This window comes from Ancylobacter sonchi, assembly GCF_018390695.1.
Taxonomy (GTDB): Bacteria; Pseudomonadota; Alphaproteobacteria; order Rhizobiales; family Xanthobacteraceae; genus Ancylobacter; species Ancylobacter sonchi.
This window is the reverse complement of the sequence record NZ_JAHBGF010000020.1, coordinates 700,847-717,455: the sequence shown is the minus strand read 5'-3', so window position 1 is coordinate 717,455 and position 16,609 is coordinate 700,847. Positions and strand designations below refer to the sequence as shown.

Sequence of the window (16,609 nt, the reverse complement as noted above, 5' to 3'; positions counted from 1 at the left end):
TAGCGGTCTCTAGAATCATGTCATGAGCAAAGCTGTCCCGATTAAACGCGATATCCGCCACACGAGCGTGGATCCGGCCTGGGTCGATCTCTACGGCCATATGAACATGGCCTACTACGTCAAGATCTTCGACGACGCTTGCCACGACATGCTGTCGGCCTACGGCCTCGGCGCGGCCTATACCCAGGCGCATGGCTTCGGGCTGTTCACGGTCGACGCCAGGATTGCGTATCGCCGGGAAGTGACGGCAGGCGCTCCTCTGGAGATCCGCCTGCGCATTGTGAAAGCCGACGCCAAACGGCTCTGGACGAGCCTCGAGATGCGCCACACAGAGCAGGACTATCTGGCGGCGACCCTCGAGCAGCTCGCCATCAATGTCAGCCTGGCGACGCGAAAAGCAGCTCCGTTCCCGGCGCATCTCGACGACATTCTCGTACCGTACCGGAGCTGAGGAGCGCCGGTCGTCGTTTCAGCCAAACTCGGCAACGCGCAGTGACCACTCCGGGCACAATTCTGTAGGCATCCGTTCGAGCGCACTATCCCGTTCGCGCCATAAGAGGGCATTGGCAGCGTCACCGAAACCGGATCTCCGGTAGGTGCCAGAACGTCCACATAGCGCGATCGGCAACGCGCCGCCGATTGCGCTCATGAATGGCTCTTCGAGGCCGCCGTCGACATGAACCCTAACCCCGGATTTTCCAGCTCCTGCTGGGCCAAATGCAGGGCGCCCTCAGAACTCGACGGACCCTACCTAAATCTTGAGGAAGTTTAGGGTCACCGTTCAGGCGCCTCGTGCGAAACGGTGACATTCGCGCTACTGTTCTGGCGCAATTGGCTCGCTGATGGAAAATGCGTGGCGTGGGGCACCCCAGCCTCCACGCTTATCGGACGCAGTCCATTCGTCGATACGGCCGCAATTCAGTAATAATACGCAGCCTCTCCAAGATCTCATTTCTGGATCCCATGACAAACGAAACGCAATCTCCTTCTCTCCAGAAATGGACGGGGCGCGCCTATCACCGTGATTGGCTGCTCGCACAGGCGAATGGCCTGTTCGAGTTCTTCCAGCACAATTCGATCAACCCAAAAGGCGGCTTCTACGATCTTGACGACATCGGCCGGCCTCTCAATGCCGTCGGCCAGGTTCGCCCCATTCATATTGCCGCGCGCGCCGTGCATTGCTTCGCCATCGGCACCCTGCTGGGCCGCCCGGGTGCGTCAGCCGTGGTCGATCACGGCATGCAGTATATTTGGAACCATCATCGCGACACCAGAAACGGTGGTTATTTCTGGTCGCTCGACGACAATGGTCCTGTTGACACAAGCAAGCAGGGCTATGGTCATGCCTTCGTTCTGCTTGCGGCCTCATCTGCGAAGACCATAGGCCACCCGCTCGCCGACGCCATGCTTGCCGACATTACGGAGGTCCTGAACGCCAGGTTCTGGGAGGACAAGCACAACGCCATCGCCGAGGAATTTGCCGCCGACTGGCAGGCGCTCGGCCGCGACGATTACCGTGGCCAGAACTCCAACATGCATTTGACGGAGGCGTTGATGGCCGCCTTCGAGGCGACCGGCGACCGAAGCTATCTCGCCAAGGCCGAAAGCATTGCCGACCTGATCATCCGTCGCATCGCCGGTCGCGCCGGCTGGCGCGTGGCCGAGCATTTCAGTGCCAACTGGGATCTCGACACGCATTACTATCATCCGAACGAGATGTTCCGCCCCGCCGGAACCACCCCCGGCCACTGGCTGGAATGGGCCCGCCTCATTCTCCAGCTTTGGGTTCTTGGCGGCCGAAAACACGACTGGATGCCGATTGCGGCCCAGAACCTGTTCTCGCAATCCGTCGTGCTTGGTTGGGATGGAGAGAAGGGCGGGTTCTTCTATACGCTCGACTGGAACGACAGGCCCGACAAGCGCAACAAGCTGTGGTGGCCCGCCTGCGAAGGCGCGGGGGCGGCGCACTTCCTGAACGAGCATCTCCCCAGCGACTTCCACGAGGAATACTACCGCAAGATCTGGGACCTGATCGAGCGCGTCTTCATCGATCACAAGAACGGCGGCTGGCATGAGGAACTGACGGAAGACCTCGTGCCCTCGCACACCCTGTTCCCAGGCAAGGGCGACATCTATCACGCCCTGCAGGCCTGCCTCATCCCCCTCTTCCCGGCAACCGGAAGCTTGACGAAGGTGATCGCCAAGGCGAACGGCATGATCTGAGACGATTGCGGGGGATGCACGCGGGGCGCCGGCATGAAGTGGACCGGCGCCACCGGCCTCGGATCAGGCCCGAACTCGCGAGCCTTCGTACCTGGTGGCGCGCCGCCGGAGCCCCAAAGGCTTCAGACTGCCTCGACCACCACAAGCGAAACAACATCCGCAGTCGCGGACATCATCAGGAGCCGCCGGTTCAGATGTCGCACAAGGCCGTAGCGACCGTGCCAGGCAAGGCGGCCGGCCCGCTCAGCACCGCCTCGATATCGGCGCGGCGAGGCAGGTCGGCGCCACGGCGGGTGATCGTCACCGCCGCCGCGGCTGTCGCATAGGCGAGGAGGTCGCCGATCGCCTCGGCACCCAGCGCGGCGATGGCGGCTTCGTCGAGCCGGTCAGTGGCTGCGAGACGGGCGAGCAATGCGGCGTGGAACGTGTCGCCGGCGCCCACCGTGTCGCGCACGCTCACCTCGCGGCCAGGCACGCTCACGGTGCCGGCGGCGCTGAAGGCAACCGCCCCGGCGGCACCGCGAGTGATCACCACCAGCCGGGCGCCGAGGCCCAGCCAGTAGGCCGCCGCATCGGCAAGCGAGGTGTCCTCGCCCAGTGCGGTGCGCACATCCTCGTCGCTCGCCTTGACGATGGTGGCGCAGCGATAGAAGCGCTCGGCAGCGACGCCCCAGCGCTTCATGTCGCGCACCACGGTCGGGCGCACATTCGGGTCGACGCTGATCACCCGGCGCCCCTTCTCGCGCGCTGCCAGCAGCGCATAGGCCGAGCCCACCGGTTCCACCACCATGGTGTAGGAGCCGAAGATGAGCGCACGCACCTGGTCCGGCAGCTGCGGCGGCAGGTCCTCCGGCGCCAGCGAACGGTCGGCCGCCGCCTCGCCGTGGAAGGAATAGCTCGGCTGCCCGTCCGGGGCGGTAGCGATGGCCGAAAGGGTCGACAGCCGGTCGGTGCGCACGATGAAACGCGTATCGACCCCTTCGCGCTCGAGAATGTCGGAGAGCAGCGTGCCGAAGCGGTCGCGCGAGATGCCGCCGAGAAAGGCGGCGCGCGCGCCCTGCCGCGCAAGGCCGATGGCGACGTTGAAGGGCGAGCCGCCGGCAACCGCGCGGGCCGGCATCTCGGTGCCCTCCGGCGGGCCGACGAACAGGTCGATGAGCGCCTCTCCGCAGACCAGTATCATGCCGTGGCCTCCTCCGGCCGGATGACGCCCTTGCGCAGGATGATGTTGCCGTAGAGCCGTCGCTCGCCCGAGGCGACGATGGCATAGGCGGCGCGGATGCGGTCGTAGAACGGCTCGCCCGAGATCGGCACCAGCTGGAAGCCGGGCTCGCGCCGATCGATGATCCGCGTGAACTCGACGAACACCTCCTCCAGCCGCCCGCAGTCGCCATGGGCGCACGGGCGGAAGGCGGCATGCTCGACCGCCGCGTCGAGCGGCATCAGCGACAGCACCGCGTCGAGGATCGCCGGGGCGGAATGTCCGTCCATGCGGACGAGGCGCCGAGCATGGGCGTCGGCCGGGTAGTTGGCGTCGACGATGGCGATTTCGTCGCCATGCCCCATGGCCCGCAATGTCCTGAGCAGGTCGGGGCCGATGAGCGGATCGATGCCCTTGAGCATGGCCTATTCCTTGAAAAGAACGTCGAAATCGCGCGCGAAGGTGGCGAGCAGCGGCAGCGCGGCGCCGCCGATGGCACGGGCGTCGCGCCCGACCGAGCCCTCCACCACCACGGCGTCGGTAAGGCCCTGTCGATCTATGGCGGCGAGCCGCTGGCGGGTCCGCTCGACAAGACGGGTCCGCACATCGGTGGGAAAGGCGCCGTCGATGACGATCGCCTCGAAATCGATCACCGACAGCATGGCGGCGATGGCCTGCGCCAGGCCGTCAGCCGCCTCGTCGATCCAGTCTTCCAGCGGTTCGGCAAATTTCGACCAGTCGTCCGGCGACAGCCAGATGTCGGTGCCGGGAAGGCCTCGGGCGATCAGCCGTCGCTCCAGCCGGTAGATGGATGCGGTGCGGATGAGCTGTTGCAGGCTGGCCGTGCCGTCCGCCTCGCGCCGCAGGATCGGCATCGAGCCGAGCGCGCCGGCATTGCCCGAGCGGCCGGGGAACAGGCTGCCATTCAGCACGATGCCGCCGCCGATGAAGGTGCCGATATAGAGATAGGCGAAGTCGTGGAACGCCGCCCCGCGGCCGAAGGTCAGCTCGGCGGCGCAGGCGGAGGTGGCGTCGTTGCACATGCGCACCGGCCAGTCCGGGAACAGCCGCCCCAGCTCCCGCGTGACGTCGAAGGTCCGCCAGCTGGCAAGCGCGCCGGGCGGCGTTTCGAGGTCGGCTTCCCAGTTCCACAGCTCGAAGGGCATGGCGACGCCGATGCCGGTGACGCGGGCGCGCTGTTCCTCGGTGAGCACGGCGGTCAGCCGGGGGATCTCCCGTTCCGCGAAATCCATCAGCGCCTGCGGCAGCGGATAGGCATAGGTGAGGCGGGCGCGGGCGCGGATGCCGGCGGTGAAGTCCATCAGCACCAGATCGGAGGAGCGCCGGCCGATCATCAGCCCAAGGCCGAAGGCACCGTCCGGATTCAGCGAAAACGGCACCGAGGGCTGGCCGATACGCCCGCGCTGGCGCTCGCCGGCCGTCAGCAGGCCATCCGCATGCAGCCGGTTCATGATCACGGTGGTGGTCTGGGTCGAGAGCCCGGTCAGGCGGGCGATATCGACCTTGCCGAGTGCCCGATGCCGGCGGATCAACGAGAGGATGACCCGCTCATTGTAGAGCCGCACGCCGGTCGGGTTGGTGCCGCGGCCAGCGGGGGAGAGCGGCGCGGACTCGTCCGGAATCGGAAAGGACGCCGTCTCCTCCATGCTCCCTGTGCTCCTCACCGTCTTGTTCTCGCGCCGCCGCTTCGTTGGGCAGGTCTATCGTCGAAAGGATGAGGCAGGCAAGTCGGGCCTGTCAATTATTAAATCTGAGTGATTTATTTATTGACAGAGGTTCGACCCTGCGGCTTCATGAAAGCGTCAAAGAGCACGTCGCGGGGCAAACCCGCGCGATTTCACATCGCCCCAAGGGAGGGAAGCATGCGCCGCTCGTTCCGGCATCACCTTGTTTTCTCGGCTGTTTCCGCCGTCGCGCTCGCCAGTGCCACGCTTGCGGGCGCCGGGCTCGCCGCCGCGGCCGACAAGCCGATCGTCGGCATCATCACCAAGACCAACACCAACCCCTTCTTCGTGAAGATGAAGGAGGGCGCGCAGGCCAAGGCCGACGAACTCGGCATGGAACTGCGCTCCTTCGCCGGCAAGGTCGACGGCGACAACGACTCGCAAGTCGCCGCGGTGGAGAACCTCATCGCCGCCGGTGCCAAGGGCATCCTGATCACGCCGAGCGACTCGCGCGCCATCGTGCCCTCCATCGAGAAGGCCCGCGCCGCCGGCATCCTGGTCATCGCCCTCGATACGCAGCTCGACCCGCCGAACGCCGCCGACGCCACCTTCGCCACCGACAATTTCCTCGCCGGCGAGATGATCGGGCAATGGGCGGCCAAGGCGCTGGGCGAGAAGGCCGGCTCTGCCAAGGTCGCGCTGCTCGACCTGAGCGTGAACCAGGTCTCGGTCGACGTCTCCCGCGACCAGGGCTTCATGAAGGGCTTCGGCATCGATCTCGCCAATCCGGCGGTGATCGGCGACGAGAAGGACAAGCGCATCGTCGGCCACGACACCACCCTCGGCAACGAGGAGGGCGGCCGCAAGGCGATGGAGAACCTGCTCCAGAAGGACCCCGAGGTTTCGGTGGTCTACACGATCAACGAACCGGCGGCGGCCGGCGCCTATGAGGCGCTGAAGTCGGTCGGCCGCGACAAGGATGTGCTGATCGTCTCGGTCGACGGCGGCTGCCCGGGCGTGCGTAACGTCGCCGACGGCGTCATCGGCGCCACCTCCATGCAGTTCCCGCTGCTGATGGCGTCCAAGGGCATCGAGGCGGTGAAGGCCTTTGCCGATACCGGCGCCAAGCCGCAGGCTACCCCCGGCCTCGACTTCGTGAACACCGGCGTCGAGCTGGTCACCGACAAGCCGGTGCCCGGCATCAAGTCGATCCCGTCCTCGGAAGCGCTGAAGAAGTGCTGGGGCTGATCGCTCTCCGCGCCGTCCCCCGGGCGGCGCGGATGGTCTGACATGGTGCCGCCCCGGCGGCACGGATCGTCCATGTGAATCAACAGAGAGGCTCCTGCCGGGAGCCTCTCCCGGCCCCGTGCGTCGCCAGCGCGAAGCCGGTCTGCGGGAGGGTATGGCGATGACCGATGTGAGCAGTTCCGGAGCGAACCCTTCGGGTCACCCGGCAATGCAGGCTTTCGAGCAGGTGCTCGAAAAGCGCGACAGCCGTGTTGCCGAGTTCGACGTCGCGCCAAAATCGCCGCTTCAGCGCGTGCAGCATTTCCTGCACGCCAACCCGACCGCGGTGCCGGCCATCGTGCTGGTGCTCGGCATCATCGGCTTCAGCCTGATCGTGGGCGGCCGCTTCCTGTCGTCCTTCAACCTGTCGCTGATCATCCAGCAGGTGACGATCATCGGCATCATCGGCATCGCCCAGACGCTGATCGTCATCACCGCCGGCATCGATCTGTCGGTCGGCGCCATCATGGTGCTGTGCTCGGTAGTGATGGGCAAGCTGGCGGTGACGCTTGGCGTGCCGGCGCCGCTCGCCTTCATGATGGGCATCATGGTCGGCGGCGGCTGCGGCGCGATCAACGGCGTGCTGGTGACGCGACTGAGGCTGCCGCCCTTCATCGTCACCCTCGGCACCTGGTCTATCTTCTTCGCGCTGAACCTCTGGTACTCGGCCTCCGAGACCATCCGCTCGCAGGACGTCGCCAAGGCGGCGCCGTTCCTTCAGTTCCTCGGCACGCCGGTGGACGTGTTCGGCGCCCGCTTCACCTATGGCTCCTTCTTCCTGCTGGGGCTGATCGCGCTGGTTTGGTACGTGCTGAACCGTACCGCCTTTGGCCGGCATCTCTACGCGGTGGGCGACGATCCGGCGGCGGCCGAGCTCTCCGGCATCCGCACCCGCAAGGTGCTGTTCACCGTCTATGTCGCCGCGGGCGTCATCTGCGCGCTCGGTGCCTGGGCGCTGATCGGGCGCATCGGCTCGGTGAGCCCGCAGGCCGGCCAGACCGCCAATCTCGACAGCATCACCGCGGTGGTGATCGGCGGCGCCAGCCTGTTCGGCGGACGCGGCTCGATCATCGGTACGCTGATCGGCGCGCTCATCGTCGGCGTGTTCCGCAACGGCCTCGCACTCTCCGGCGTCGACGTACTCTGGCAGGAGTTCACCGTCGGCATCCTCATCATCGTCGCGGTCGCGCTCGACCAGTGGATCCGCAAGGTGTCGGCATGATCACGAACACGGTTCTCACGGAGCTGAAGACCATGTCCAAGCCCGCTGCCCCCATCACCCCCGTCCTCTCCGCCCGTGGTCTGGTGAAGCGTTACGGCCGGGTCACTGCCATGGACCGCGCCGATTTCGATCTCTACCCCGGCGAGATCCTGGCGGTGATCGGCGACAACGGCGCCGGCAAGTCCTCGCTTATCAAGGCGCTGTCCGGCGCCCTGATCCCCGACGAGGGCGAGATCCGGCTCGATGGCGAGGTGACGAAGTTCGGCTCGCCGATGGACGCCCAGCGGGCCGGCATCGAGACGGTGCACCAGTCGCTGGCGCTCTCGCCCAGCCTGTCGATCGCCGACAACATGTTCCTCGGCCGCGAGATTCGCCGGCCGGGCATGCTCGGCTCGGTGTTCCGCATGCTCGACCGGCCGGCGATGCAGAAGATCGCCCGCGACAAGCTCAGCGAGCTCGGCCTTATGACGGTGCAGAGCATCAACCAGACGGTGGAGACGCTCTCGGGCGGCCAGCGGCAGGGCGTGGCGGTGGCGCGCGCCGCCGCCTTCGGCTCGCGCGTCGTCATCATGGACGAGCCGACCGCCGCGCTCGGCGTCAAGGAATCCCGTCGCGTGCTCGAGCTGATCCTCGAGGTGCGCTCGCGCGGCCTGCCGATCGTGTTGATCAGCCACAACATGCCGCATGTGTTCGAGATCGCCGACCGCATCCACATTCACCGGCTCGGCCGCCGGCTCTGCGTCATCAACCCGAAGGACTACACCATGTCCGACGCGGTGGCCTTCATGACCGGCGCCAAGGCCCCGGCGGAGGATTTGGCCGCCTAGGACAGGACGAACACGGGGCGCTTCCCGCCGATCCGCCGTTCCAGCCGATCGGAAACAGCTCCGGGGGCCGGAAACCTCCCCGTCCCCCGAGATCGTGGGCCGTCTCCCGCCGGACCCGCGTGGTGCCGCCGACCCGCTTGCGCCGAAGCGGGTCGGCGGATTTTTTCCGGCTTTCCACGTCCGATCAGAACGCATGGCTCCGGCGCGCATTTCGCGCTTCTGCGATGCTGCGCCGCACACTATGTTCCCCGATGCTTGCTGCTATGCAGCATAAACCATTGGGAGAACCTATCGTGCAGATCGCCCAGATCGGCATCGCCCTGCGGACAGCCTTCGCTCGGCACCTCGTCTACAAGCGGGTCGTGGCCGAGCTTGCGGCCCATACCGACCGTCAGCTGGCCGATTTCGGCCTCAACCGCGGCGACATCCCGGCCTTCGCCCGGCAGGCAGCCGGCAAAGCGGTCGAAGCCGCTCCGGTGCTTACCCGGCAGCCGCTCTGGCACGTCGTCCACGCCGGCTGACGCTGTTCTACGCGGACAGAGGTGCTGTCGACCCGCAGTATCGAAGCGGCGCTTTAGAGAGCTGCTTTCCGCTGACCACGGCCATGATCGGTCTCGGGTCGGCTGAACCTGGGACCATCCTCTGGCCTGTGATCCCGTCCTCGGGCGCCTCGACGGTTGGATCGGGAAAGTCGCCTCCATCCAAAGCAACCCGTCACAGCTTGAGGTCGAGCAAGGCTTGGCGCATGACGGCCGGATCGGCATCGATGCCGGTCCAGTATTTGATACCGATCACCCCCTGCCCCACCAGCATGCCGAGCCCGTCCACCGTCCGGCAGCCGCGCGCCTGCGCGGCCTTCAGAAGCCGTGTCAGCGGCGGGTTGTGAATGCCGTCGGCGACCACCATGGTCGGCATCAGCGTGTCCGTGTCGAGGTCGAGCGTTTCCTCCACCTTAGGGAAAAGCCCGATCGAGGTGGCGTTGATGACGATGTCGGTGCCCACCGGCACCTTGAACGTCCCCTCCCAGGCGATGTAGTCGGCCTCGGCTCTGGTACGGGCATTCAGAAGTCCCGCCACCTCTTCGCCCCGCGCGCGGCCCCGATTGACCACGCTGATGCGGGCGGCGCCGGCCAGCGCGAGCTCGACGCCGACCGCCCGCGCCGCACCGCCGGCGCCGAACAGCACGACCGTCTTGCCGGTCGGATCGACCACGTCGGAAAGCGCCTTCACGAAGCCCTTGCCGTCGGTGTTCTCGCCGATCAGTTCGTCTCCCCGACGCACGATGGTGTTCACCGCGCCGATGATTTGCGCCGACTCGCCAAGTCCGTCGAGATGCTCGATCACCGCCACCTTGTGCGGGATCGAGCAGTTGAATCCCCGCCATCCCATCGCCCGCGCGCCACGTACCGCGTCGCCCAGCGCCTCGGGGGCGACCTCGCAATTGATGTAGCGCCAGTCGAGCCCATGGTGGCGATAGGCCGCCTCCACCATGGCGACGGTCGGATTCTCCGCCGCCGGCATGGCGAAAGACCCGGTGAGCGGCTGCAGGAAGTTGTGGGACATCGCAAAGCTCCGATGGGAAAGGGTTACGCGAAGGGAATGGCAGCCGGCGCGGCGCTTCATCTGGTAGCTCTTCAGCCCACCGAACTCCTTGCGCCAGCGATAATAGGTGAACGAGGTCACTTCCATCGACCGGATCGCTTCAGCCACAGGCCGCCCTGTGACACCAATGCGTCCACCTGCCGAAGCTTCGAGACGATCTCGTCAGACCTGTGGTTCTTCTACGCCATAGCGCCATCCTCCAAAGGCCCGAAAGCCTACTTCACGGAAGACCACTTTTCAGGGGGCCGGCCAAGAGAGCTGGTTGCGTGCGAAATGAATGCTGCGTGAGAGATTGTTGATGTAGAGGTAGGACATGCGGTCGCGTGGTGCGAGTAAGTGACGTGCGAGGTTCCGTGTTGCTGCTGACACGCGGGAGCGACCTTCTCCCGATATGTACCATTGGCGCTCCGCGAACTCCTGTCGGACCCTCCATTTTCATAGCAAGATAAAGAGGCCGCCGTTGACCGCCCCCACGCTCTTCACCCCCTTCGCCGTCGGCAAACTCAAGCTCGCGAACCGAATTGTCATCGCGCCTATGTGCCAGTACTCGGCTGAGGACGGCCGCATGACGGATTGGCACCTCATCCATCTGGGGCAGCTCGCGCTCTCTGGCGCAGCCTTGCTCACCATCGAGGCAACCGCGGTCGTTCCCGAGGGGCGCATCTCCTATGGTGACGTGGGGCTTTACGACGACGCGACCGAGGCCGCGATGGGCCGGACGCTTGATGCCGTGCGCCGCTGGTCTGACATGCCGATCGCCATCCAGCTCGCCCACGCGGGTCGCAAGGCGTCGACCGAAAAGCCCTGGCTCGGTGGCCAGCACATCGCACCTTCCTCGCCGAACGGCTGGCAGACGGTCGCACCGTCCGCAATTCCGTTCGCGGAGAGTAACAGGCCCCCTCACGCACTGGATGCCGAAGGCCTCAAAAGGGTGCGCGATGCTTTTGCCGCGGCCGCCGCCCGCGCCGGCCGGCTAGGGCTCGACGCCATCCAGATCCACGGCGCGCACGGCTACCTCCTTCACCAATTCCTGTCGCCGATCTCCAATCGGCGTGAGGACGCCTATGGCGGCACTCTCGAGAACCGCATGCGTTTCCCTCTCGAGGTGTTTGACGCTGTGCGCGACGCGTTCCCGGCCGACCGCCCGGTAACGATGCGGGTGTCGGCGACCGATTGGGTGGAAGGCGGCTGGGACGTGGACCAGACGATCGCCTTCGCCAAAGAGCTGGAAGCGCGGGGCTGCGCTGCCATCCATGTTTCGAGCGGCGGCCTGCACCCGTCGCAGGCGATTCCGCTCTCTCCCGGCTATCAGGTTCCACTGGCGCGCGTCGTGAAGGCTCATGTCTCGATGCCGGTCGTGGCTGTCGGGCTCATTACCGGCTACGAGCAGGCGGAGGCGATTGTTGCGACCGGCGACGCCGATCTCGTCGGACTCGCACGCACCATCCTCTACGATCCCCGCTGGCCTTGGCACGCCGCTGCCGCGCTAGGCGGTCAGGTCGGCGCCGCCGACCAGTATCTGCGCTGCCAACCGTCCCGCTTCAGAGACCTTTTCGTGAAGGTCCCGCGTTAGGTTTGCAGGGGCGCGGCGATGCGTGTGGACTCAAATCGACGCACATCACTCCATGCCGCGCCCATCGAGCCTGTCGACATCGTAACAGCTGGCCTCCTGGGTTTGCGCTCTGGGGCCACACTGTTCCTGCACTCTGATGCGGCTGTTGGGATCCACGCGCCAGCAACCCTTTTTTGTGGTACCCGCGATGTGTTCGCCGCTTTGATCTGGCGTATGAGGACACATCTTGGGCGAATTTTGCCGGGAGGCTCGACGACTTGAGTGTGGCATTTGCAAAGGAAGAAAGTGCCGAGGCGGCATCTGAGACCATCTTGCCGGCGCGTCCGATCTCCGACCGGATCAATCTCGTCACGGAGGTTGGCCTTCAGATGCTGCAAGAGGAATTGGCCCGTGCCCAGCGCGCTCTTACGACAGCTCATGCATTGGAAGACGTCAATGAGCGGCGACGGCAGTCGGCGCTGCCGACCCGGGACGTCCACTATTATACCCAGCGCGTAAAGACGGCCCGGGTCACTCCGCCGCCGGCATCGAATGACGTCATTGCCTTCGGTCACACCGTGACCTTCGAACGCGATGACGGGCGTACTCAGACCTACCGCATCGTCGGCGAGGATGAGGCGAACCCGTCTCAGGCGACGGTATCGCATGGCTCGCCACTCGCCCTTGCGCTGATGGGCAAAGCCGTCGGCGACATCGCCCAGCTGGGGCCGCGCAGTCTCGAGATCCTGTTCATCTCCTGACGGCGCGCTTGGCAGCGCCCGCCCGCGCTGTGTCACCAGTGCCCACGCCGCAACGGGATCTTCGGCCCTGCGTGGAAACGGTTACGGCCTCAGGAAGCTTGAGGCGGCTCGGCAGGATCGAGTGTCGGATGCTCCATCACACCGAATAGCGCAATGCGTTCACGAGGAGTGAAAAGGCTGGGGAAGCCTGCCGCCGGCTCGGGTAATACAAATGGAATCCTTCCCAATAGGGCGAATAGGCCTCCAGGAACCGATGCAGCCGGCCGGCCTCCAGATGCGGCTTGGCAATGTCCTCCGGCACGAAGGCAAAGCCGAACCCGTCGGTGGCGGCCTCCAGCACATTGTAGATGGTGTTGAAGACCAGTTGCCCATCCACCCGCACCTTGATCTCCCGGCCATTCTCCTCGAACTCCCAGGCATAGAGGCCGCCCAGGGTCGGAAAGCGCAGGTTGATGCATTTGTGCTGCGTCAGGTCCTTGGGGTGCTGGGGAATATCACGCGAGGAGAAATAGGATTCCGCCGCGACCACCGCGAAGCGTATGTCCGGCCCGATCCTGACGGAAATCATGTCCTTGGCGATCTGCTCACCGAAGCGGACGCCGGCATCGTAGCCATCGCTGACGATGTCCTGCAGGCCGTAATTCACGTCCAGTTCAAGCCGGATGTCCGGATATTGGTGCAGGAAGGTGCGTAGCCTCGGCCAGAGATAGCACTGGATCTGGTAATCGCCGGCGGTGAGGCGGATAGTGCCCGCCGGTTTCTCCCTGAGGGCATTCAGCCCGTCGATCGCCGATCCGATCTCGTCGAAAAGCGGACCGATGCTCTGCAGCATGCGTTCGCCCGCCTCCGTCGGCGAGACGCTGCGCGTCGTCCGCATCAGCAGCCGAATGCCGAGCCGTTCCTCCAGCTGGCGGATGGTATGGCTGAGCGCCGATTGCGACACGCCGAACTTGGCGGCGGCCTTGGTGAAGCTGCGCTCACGAGCCACCGCCAGGAACACCATCATGTCATTGACGTTCTGCCGCTCCATTCGTGAGCCTCTCTCATGGCCGAGCAATGATTGAAAGCTCATACACATGAGAGAGGGAGCTCACGAGTTGTAACGCGACCGCGCCCGATCACCTTTGCGTAAGGTCGGTGGCGCGCTCACTTCGGCCGGTTGCGCAGCACCTCGCCGACCACCGCCGAAGCCGAGAAAGCGTTGGGCCAGCCCGCATAGAAGGCGGTCTGGGCAATCAATTCGCCGGCCTCTTCCGCAGTAAGCCCGTTATTCATCGCCCGGTTGAGGTGATAGGTGATCTGGGCGCTCTGACCGGAGGCGATCAGCGAACTGACCGTCACGAGACTGCGATCGCGGGGCGCCAGAGCCGGACGCTGCCAGAGATCGAGGAAGAGCGGGTCGGTGGTGAACGTGACGAGGCCGGGCGAGATCGGACCGACATTCTTCTCGACGCCGGTGGCACGCTGGCGCTCGACCTCCTCGTTCAGCGGCAGTAGCTCCGGCGAGGCGGGCGGCAGTTGATCGGCCTTGATGCCCCGTTCGGCGAAGACCTCCTTCGCCGCGGCGACAGCCGACATGGCGTTCGACCAGCCGGAATAGAACGCCAGATGGGTGATGATCTCGGAGAGCTCGGCCGGGCTGACACCGCTGTCGAGCGCCACATTCATGTAATGCTTCAGATCGAAGCCCTGATTGCGCGCGATGAGGACGGACACCGTCACGATGCTGCGGTCTCGCGGCGACATTTGCGGCCGCCGCCACAAGTCTCCCAGCACATCCTCCTGGGCGTACCGGCCGAGTGCCGGCGAGACCGCCTGAATGTCGGTGATCGACAGCGTGGAACCGCTTTGCGACATGGGCGCGCCTCCGCTTGCCTGCTGTGCGAAACCGGGCTCGCTTAGTGCGACCGATATCGCGGTAGCGGCCAGAAATTTCTTCATCATCGCTTCCCTTATTTCACTTTGATATCGACCGTCGCCGCGCGGAAGCAGCGGCTTCTCATCTTGGTCAGGGGCGGAGCAAGACCTTGATCGCGCGCCGCTCATCCATCGCGCTGTAAGCCTCGGCGACCTCGGCGAGCGGCAACTCCATGTCGAACACCCTGCCCGGCTCGATCTCACGGTCGAACACCATCCTGATCAGGTCGGGCAGATAGCGGCGCACAGGTGCCGGTCCGCCGTGCAGATGCACATGGGCGAAGAAGAGCTGCTCGCCGTCGAGCTCGACGCCATGGGGAACGCCGACATAGCCGATCGAGCCGCCCGCCCGAATGGAACGGATCGCCTGCATCATCGATTCCTGCGTACCGACACATTCGAGGATCGAATCCGCGCCGACGCCTCGGGTCAGTTCCCGGATGCGCTCGACACCGGCATCGCCGCGCTCCTCGACGATGTCGGTGGCGCCGAACGCCCTTGCGATCGCCTGGCGTGGCGCGTGGCGGCTCATGGCGATGATGCGCTCGGCTCCCATCAACTTGGCCGAGAGGACACCGAGAAGTCCGACGGCGCCATCGCCAACGACGGCGACCGTCGAGCCGGGCCTCACATTCGCCGCGTCGGCGGCGAACCAGCCGGTCCCCATGACGTCGGAGACGGCGAGCAGGCTGGGCAGGAGCTCGTCCGAGGGCACCTCCGGCGTGGCGACCAGCGTGCCGTCGGCGAGCGGCACTCTCAGATAGGGCGCCTGCGCCCCGCCGACGAACTCCCGATGCTGGCACGAGCTCTGATAGCCGAAGCGGCAATGCGGGCAGGTATTGTCGGAGGCGAAGAACGAGCCGATGACGAACTGACCCGGCTTGATGGTCTTCACGGCGCTGCCGACCTCCTCGACGATGCCGCAATATTCGTGGCCCATCGGGGTCGGCCCATCGGTCGCCTGAAGCCCGCGATAAGGCCACAGATCCGAGCCGCACACGCAGCTCACCGCGACGCGGATCACGGCATCGGTCGGCTTCTGGATGGCGGGACGGTCACGGTCTTCGACCCGGATGTCTCCCGGCCCGTAGAGAATTGTCGAGAGCATGCGCCGCTCCTTTCCTGTGGCCTCGCTTCAGACGTCTGAAGTCTGCGGATTTGCGGTTCAGGCGCCGAGTTATTAGTCGGCTTACATCCAAGACCGGGCGTCAGGGCACCGTGTCTCGTGGAGCAATCTTCACGGTCGCCGCACGCGCACGGGCGCCAATCATCGGCGCCAGATATGGGCTGCTGGCGTACTTCGCACGGTAGGCCTCATCGATGCGGTCGTTGATCGATCCCTCGACGGGTTCGAAGCCGACCTCGCGCGTCATGCCCGCCGCGATGATCCGCCCGGCCTTCTGGCGGATCGCGGCCTGATACCAGCGCGATTTCCTGCCATGGTAGCCGCGTACATAGAGCGCGCCGTCGACAACGACCTCCCAGATCCAGGTCGGCGTGCCATAGGTGACGCCATCCTCGCGAAAGGGAGCGATCTTCAGGTCATCCGCCTGATCGATCCTTGCCAGTTCATCCGGGGACCAGTTCATTGCCGTTCTCCGTCAATCGTTCACCCGTTCGATCCTCGCTCTCATCGGGCCGGGGCGAGCGAAAAGCGTTGCGCCGAAATAGAGGGAGCCGAGCGGGATCGGGCCGGGACAGCGTCCGAAGTCGCGATGAAAGATCGCCAGATTGCCCCGGGGTGGGTGGCAGGCGATGTCGTCGACCGTGGGATCGATCGCCTCCGGGTCCCCTCGCGGCTCAGCCTGCGCGGCAGATTCACCAACCTTTTCTATCGATGCGTGGTCGGTGAGCGTCGGCGTCAGGGCAAGCAGCGACGCGAGGTCCTGGGCAGTCGGGTGTCGACCAGTGTCGCGGCAACGGTCCGGCCTCCAGAATGATCCTGATCTTCACCGGCTGCCCCTGGTGCCCGCCTGCCATGTCCGCCGGCTGAGCCGACACCCGGCGGGCAAGGCTCACGGCGATCAGCAGAGCGGCGACCGGGAGGCCTATGAGGATGCCGCTCGACATGCATGCTCCACCGTCTCCAGGACGAGCCGACCACCGATCCGCGAGAGCTGCTCCACGCGTCCCACAGACCGAAATCAGCGCCTTATCGCTTGACGGGCTGAACATAGCTCGCGGGCTGCTTCTCGATTAGCCGCAACAATTTGCATGTACTTATGAGATTAAATAATCAATCGCAGAGTGGTCGTCGCTGGCCGGGCGTCCGGAACGAGGTCGCCGCGCCCATGCCCACCGTTTCGTCCGTTCATTTCATGAGCTGTTCTCA

General features: G+C 65.4%; 16 protein-coding genes and 2 pseudogenes. 8 read left to right on the top strand and 10 right to left on the bottom strand.

Going from position 1 to position 16,609, the window contains the following annotated elements; genetic code table 11:
• Positions 1 to 22 precede the first annotated feature (22 nt).
• Positions 23 to 451, top strand: coding sequence for a thioesterase family protein (locus KHC28_RS13945; protein ID WP_214008932.1), 429 nt, complete (start codon positions 23 to 25; stop codon positions 449 to 451).
• Between the two features lie 512 nt (positions 452 to 963).
• Positions 964 to 2,223 carry an AGE family epimerase/isomerase gene (locus KHC28_RS13940; RefSeq protein WP_214008931.1) on the top strand — a complete coding sequence of 420 codons (1,260 nt, stop codon included), beginning with the start codon at positions 964 to 966 and terminating at the stop codon, positions 2,221 to 2,223.
• Positions 2,224 to 2,413: 190 nt separating this feature from the next.
• Here the strand turns inward: KHC28_RS13940 and KHC28_RS13935 are convergent, their stop codons facing one another.
• From KHC28_RS13935 to KHC28_RS13925, 3 genes are read right to left on the bottom strand one after another with little or no spacing between them, the layout of a single operon-like run.
• Entirely contained in the window at positions 2,414 to 3,406 is a 993-nt protein-coding gene (locus KHC28_RS13935; RefSeq protein WP_214008930.1) for a PfkB family carbohydrate kinase, read from the bottom strand.
• Positions 3,403 to 3,846, bottom strand: a complete 444-nt coding sequence (locus KHC28_RS13930) for an RbsD/FucU family protein (protein ID WP_214008929.1) — start codon at positions 3,844 to 3,846, stop codon at positions 3,403 to 3,405. The genes KHC28_RS13935 and KHC28_RS13930 overlap by 4 nt, the downstream gene beginning before the upstream one ends.
• A 3-nt stretch (positions 3,847 to 3,849) precedes the next feature.
• Positions 3,850 to 5,091, bottom strand: a complete 1,242-nt coding sequence (locus tag KHC28_RS13925) for an ROK family transcriptional regulator (RefSeq protein ID WP_214008928.1) — start codon at positions 5,089 to 5,091, stop codon at positions 3,850 to 3,852.
• A gap of 216 nt (positions 5,092 to 5,307) precedes the next feature.
• Here KHC28_RS13925 and KHC28_RS13920 point away from each other — a divergent pair, with 216 nt between their 5' ends.
• The 4 genes from KHC28_RS13920 (at position 5,308) to KHC28_RS13905 (ending at position 8,966) form a co-directional block, all read left to right on the top strand.
• Positions 5,308 to 6,357, top strand: coding sequence for a sugar ABC transporter substrate-binding protein (locus KHC28_RS13920; protein WP_214008927.1), 1,050 nt, complete (start codon positions 5,308 to 5,310; stop codon positions 6,355 to 6,357).
• A 208-nt stretch (positions 6,358 to 6,565) separates the two neighbouring features.
• A complete protein-coding gene (locus tag KHC28_RS13915) occupies positions 6,566 to 7,618 on the top strand; it encodes an ABC transporter permease (RefSeq protein WP_214008926.1) in 1,053 nt (350 codons plus the stop codon).
• 32 nt (positions 7,619 to 7,650) lie between these two features.
• A complete protein-coding gene (locus tag KHC28_RS13910) occupies positions 7,651 to 8,445 on the top strand; it encodes an ATP-binding cassette domain-containing protein (RefSeq protein ID WP_246564752.1) in 795 nt (264 codons plus the stop codon).
• 293 nt (positions 8,446 to 8,738) lie between these two features.
• Positions 8,739 to 8,966: a DUF1127 domain-containing protein gene (locus tag KHC28_RS13905; RefSeq protein ID WP_312893187.1), complete on the top strand. Its 228-nt coding sequence runs from the start codon at positions 8,739 to 8,741 to the stop codon at positions 8,964 to 8,966.
• Between the two features lie 193 nt (positions 8,967 to 9,159).
• On the opposite strand, the gene aroE is transcribed toward KHC28_RS13905, so the two are convergent.
• Both aroE and KHC28_RS13895 read right to left on the bottom strand, forming a co-directional pair.
• A complete protein-coding gene (gene aroE / locus KHC28_RS13900; protein WP_246564827.1) occupies positions 9,160 to 9,966 on the bottom strand; it encodes a shikimate dehydrogenase in 807 nt (268 codons plus the stop codon).
• A gap of 93 nt (positions 9,967 to 10,059) precedes the next feature.
• Positions 10,060 to 10,205, bottom strand: a pseudogene (locus tag KHC28_RS13895) (transposase); the annotation flags it as partial.
• Positions 10,206 to 10,507: 302 nt separating this feature from the next.
• Here KHC28_RS13895 and KHC28_RS13890 point away from each other — a divergent pair.
• Both KHC28_RS13890 and greA read left to right on the top strand, forming a co-directional pair.
• Positions 10,508 to 11,620 carry an NADH:flavin oxidoreductase/NADH oxidase gene (locus tag KHC28_RS13890; protein ID WP_214008924.1) on the top strand — a complete coding sequence of 371 codons (1,113 nt, stop codon included), beginning with the start codon at positions 10,508 to 10,510 and terminating at the stop codon, positions 11,618 to 11,620.
• Between the two features lie 257 nt (positions 11,621 to 11,877).
• The gene (gene greA, locus KHC28_RS13885) at positions 11,878 to 12,360 is read left to right on the top strand and encodes a transcription elongation factor GreA (protein ID WP_214008923.1); all 483 of its coding nucleotides are present in this window, start codon (positions 11,878 to 11,880) and stop codon (positions 12,358 to 12,360) included.
• A gap of 136 nt (positions 12,361 to 12,496) precedes the next feature.
• Here greA and KHC28_RS13880 read toward each other — a convergent pair whose 3' ends face one another.
• From KHC28_RS13880 to KHC28_RS27995, 5 genes and pseudogenes are all read right to left on the bottom strand, one after another.
• Positions 12,497 to 13,390, bottom strand: a complete 894-nt coding sequence (locus KHC28_RS13880; protein WP_214008922.1) for a LysR family transcriptional regulator — start codon at positions 13,388 to 13,390, stop codon at positions 12,497 to 12,499.
• Between the two features lie 116 nt (positions 13,391 to 13,506).
• Positions 13,507 to 14,301, bottom strand: coding sequence for a carboxymuconolactone decarboxylase family protein (locus tag KHC28_RS13875; RefSeq protein ID WP_214008921.1), 795 nt, complete (start codon positions 14,299 to 14,301; stop codon positions 13,507 to 13,509).
• Positions 14,302 to 14,368: 67 nt separating this feature from the next.
• Positions 14,369 to 15,385: a zinc-dependent alcohol dehydrogenase family protein gene (locus KHC28_RS13870; RefSeq protein ID WP_214008920.1), complete on the bottom strand. Its 1,017-nt coding sequence runs from the start codon at positions 15,383 to 15,385 to the stop codon at positions 14,369 to 14,371.
• A 100-nt stretch (positions 15,386 to 15,485) separates the two neighbouring features.
• Positions 15,486 to 15,866 (bottom strand): DUF2255 family protein, encoded by a 381-nt coding sequence (locus KHC28_RS13865; protein WP_214008919.1) that lies wholly within the window; start codon positions 15,864 to 15,866, stop codon positions 15,486 to 15,488.
• 12 nt (positions 15,867 to 15,878) lie between these two features.
• Positions 15,879 to 16,166 (bottom strand): annotated as a pseudogene (locus KHC28_RS27995) (cyclophilin-like fold protein); the annotation flags it as partial.
• Positions 16,167 to 16,609 lie beyond the last annotated feature (443 nt).

Excerpts from the sequence above, each read along its gene's own strand:
- KHC28_RS13945 (WP_214008932.1), top strand. The coding sequence starts at position 23 with ATGAGCAAAGCTGTCCCGATTAAACGCGATATCCGCCACACGAGCGTG.
- KHC28_RS13940 (WP_214008931.1), top strand. The coding sequence starts at position 964 with ATGACAAACGAAACGCAATCTCCTTCTCTCCAGAAATGGACGGGGCGC.
- KHC28_RS13935 (WP_214008930.1), bottom strand. The coding sequence starts at position 3,406 with ATGATACTGGTCTGCGGAGAGGCGCTCATCGACCTGTTCGTCGGCCCG.
- KHC28_RS13930 (WP_214008929.1), bottom strand. The coding sequence starts at position 3,846 with ATGCTCAAGGGCATCGATCCGCTCATCGGCCCCGACCTGCTCAGGACA.
- KHC28_RS13925 (WP_214008928.1), bottom strand. The coding sequence starts at position 5,091 with ATGGAGGAGACGGCGTCCTTTCCGATTCCGGACGAGTCCGCGCCGCTC.
- KHC28_RS13920 (WP_214008927.1), top strand. The coding sequence starts at position 5,308 with ATGCGCCGCTCGTTCCGGCATCACCTTGTTTTCTCGGCTGTTTCCGCC.
- KHC28_RS13915 (WP_214008926.1), top strand. The coding sequence starts at position 6,566 with ATGCAGGCTTTCGAGCAGGTGCTCGAAAAGCGCGACAGCCGTGTTGCC.
- KHC28_RS13910 (WP_246564752.1), top strand. The coding sequence starts at position 7,651 with ATGTCCAAGCCCGCTGCCCCCATCACCCCCGTCCTCTCCGCCCGTGGT.
- aroE (WP_246564827.1), bottom strand. The coding sequence starts at position 9,966 with ATGCCGGCGGCGGAGAATCCGACCGTCGCCATGGTGGAGGCGGCCTAT.
- KHC28_RS13880 (WP_214008922.1), bottom strand. The coding sequence starts at position 13,390 with ATGGAGCGGCAGAACGTCAATGACATGATGGTGTTCCTGGCGGTGGCT.
- KHC28_RS13875 (WP_214008921.1), bottom strand. The coding sequence starts at position 14,301 with ATGAAGAAATTTCTGGCCGCTACCGCGATATCGGTCGCACTAAGCGAG.
- KHC28_RS13870 (WP_214008920.1), bottom strand. The coding sequence starts at position 15,385 with ATGCTCTCGACAATTCTCTACGGGCCGGGAGACATCCGGGTCGAAGAC.
- KHC28_RS13865 (WP_214008919.1), bottom strand. The coding sequence starts at position 15,866 with ATGAACTGGTCCCCGGATGAACTGGCAAGGATCGATCAGGCGGATGAC.